Source organism: Streptomyces sp. NPDC042336 (assembly GCF_055581985.1).
In genome coordinates, this window is the sequence record NZ_JBVJEA010000091.1 from 1 (window position 1) to 2,502 (window position 2,502).

Sequence of the window (2,502 nt, forward strand, 5' to 3'; positions counted from 1 at the left end):
TGCAGCTTCTGCCCCTCCTGATCGGTCAACCTGCGCACACGGACGGGCTCTGCCACCACACCCCCAACGATCGGACGGACGTCGCCGCACATCCATCCGCCGCCATCACCAACCCGGCGAACCTTCCCGGTCAGAGCACTAGCCACGGTCCGATCCGCTGGCCCCGCTGCGACGGATCGCGGCAGCACCTGATCGCCGGTCAGCAGGAAGAGCGGACCCTTCTTGCCGTAAGCCGCCGACTCCGGGGCTGCGGACACCGCGACGGCGGATCCGCTGAGCTGACGCGATCGCCGCGCCGCTGACAGGAAGCCGGGGCAGGGCCCAGGCGTCTGTTTTTGGGCGACGGCACTCCCTGCCGGCGTCACGGAAGTCGAGCTGCCCAGCAACGCCGGCTGCCGCAGCCGGAATTTGTGACGTCCCGATTCGCTGTCCCTGCTGGCTCAGCCGTCGGTCGGCGCCCATTTCCTCGGCCAGCTCGGGGTTGCACCTTTTCCTGCCAGGCGGCGGGCCGTGAGGGTGATGACGGCCCAAGTGATCAGGCTCTTGGAGTGCTGGACGAGCCGTGCGTAGCCCTCGTGTCTCGGCAGGCAGGCGAGGCACGCTGTGCCATAGATCACCGGATGTGAAACAGCTTCCACTTGCAAGAAGTGGCCGCTCCACACATGGCTCGGGACCAGGCCGTGGTCAGTACTCACTCACGGCTCCGCCCACGGACACAGTCGGCAAAGGAACCACCACAGCTCATCGATCTCTGGCTCCAGCCGGGCGTCCAGGACAGCGGCATCCTCGTACCTGCTGAAGAGGATGGCGCGGGCGGCGGCAGCCCAAGCCTCCTTCAGCCGATTGCTCGGCGCGAGGTTCGTTCGTGACCGAGGCGGCAGCTTCTCTCAGCCGGTCGCCGGAGCCGATTCGAACGCCCGGTGCTGCCAGATGCCGGAGCGAAGGTCAATGCCGTAGTCGGACAGCAGATGGCGAGCCGCCTCGGTGATGAGTTTCGACCATTTCGACGATGTACTTACGGACAGCGGTCAGCATGAAAACGGGTGCTGACAGGCGCCCAGCCGGGTTTCACCGCTTCAAGGCTGTCCCGTAAGTGATCTTGCTGGGGCTGTGGTAGCCCTGCTGGACAGGGATCGATGCGCTGGTGACGATGTGGGCGTCACGTTCGACTCCGACCTTGTGAGCATCGATGAGCCTGTCGTACCGCGCCCAAGTAGCTGCTCTCCTCGACGGCTCACCGCTCACCTCGGAGGCCGTCATCACGGGCGTCCAGCATCTGCTGTCGGACGGCGAAGATGGGTTGGCCTTCGACACCATGTGCTCGTGGATCTATGAGGATGCTCTGCCGATCACACTGGAGTCACGCACGCCTTGTCGTGATGACTGACGTACTCGGCACTCCGCGGTACGTGAAGCGTCTCGAAGAGCTTCTGACCGACTGAGGACGTCTTCGCCAGGTGACTCCGAAGTGAGACGATCTTGATGTGGCTGGTGTGATCACGGCGTCGGAGCCGTCTCGGATAGCCCCGTTCACCGGGCTGAGCCCGCGCTGCTTCGGCAAGTTGGTGACCGCGATGCGCCGCGAGACCAGACTCGACGGGCAGCGCGGCCGGCCGCGGGAACTGCCGTTGGCGGACCGAACCCTGCTGGTCGCGGCCTACTGGCGCACGAACTTGACGACGCACCAGCTCGCCCTGTTGTTCGGAGTCTCGAAGTCTGCGGCGGATCGGGTCATCGACCATCTCGGGCCGCTCCTCGGGCTCCGACCGCGCAAGCGTTTCGCGCAGGACGGCGTGCTCATCGTGGACGGCACCCTGATGCCAGCCCGCGACCGCACGATCGCCGAGCCGTCGAAGAACTATCGCTACTCCACGGCCCACCAAGTCGTCATCGACGCCGACACCCGTCTGATCGTCGTGGTTGGCCGGCCGCTGCCCGGTAACCACCACGACTCCCGCGGCTGGGACGAATCCGGCGCCAAGGGCACCGTCGGCAAGACCACGACCATCGCCGACGGCGGATACCAGGGCACCGGCCTGGTCATTCCGCACCGCCAGACCGCAGGTGAGGACCTCACGGTCTGGAAGGAGGAACACAACCGCTCCCACAAGCGAGTCCGCCCCGCGTCGAGCACACCTTCGCCCGCATGAGGAGCTGGAAGATCATGCGCGACTGCCGCCTCAAAGGCGATGGCGTCTACCACGCCATGCTCGGCATCGCCCGCCTGCACCTCCTCAACCTTGCCGGATGAGTGGACGCGGTTGGCCGCGGCTGCGTCGCGGCCATCAGATCGAGGCGGCAGGCGCAGAACTGACCCTCATCGCCAACCCCCTACCCCGGACGGGCGACGACGCGGGAAGATGCTCGACGCCGCCGACATCACCGTTCATGCTCTCAGCCGTGAGGACGGGTGTGTCAACTTAACGGCTGATCTTGGTTGTTGAGTTATCGCTGGTCGGTGGCGGTCAGGCGGCCGTCGAAGGCGATCTGGAAGGCGTTGAG

Annotated in this window: 1 protein-coding gene and 1 pseudogene; both read left to right on the plus strand. The window is 65.8% G+C overall.

The features are described from left to right. The first annotated feature begins 1,189 nt into the window (after positions 1 to 1,189). Positions 1,190 to 1,387, plus strand: coding sequence for a MafI family immunity protein (locus ACZ6IM_RS42515; protein ID WP_319218684.1), 198 nt, complete (start codon positions 1,190 to 1,192; stop codon positions 1,385 to 1,387). A gap of 97 nt (positions 1,388 to 1,484) precedes the next feature. Continuing rightward, positions 1,485 to 2,251, plus strand: a pseudogene (locus tag ACZ6IM_RS42520) (transposase). Positions 2,252 to 2,502: the final 251 nt, after the last annotated feature.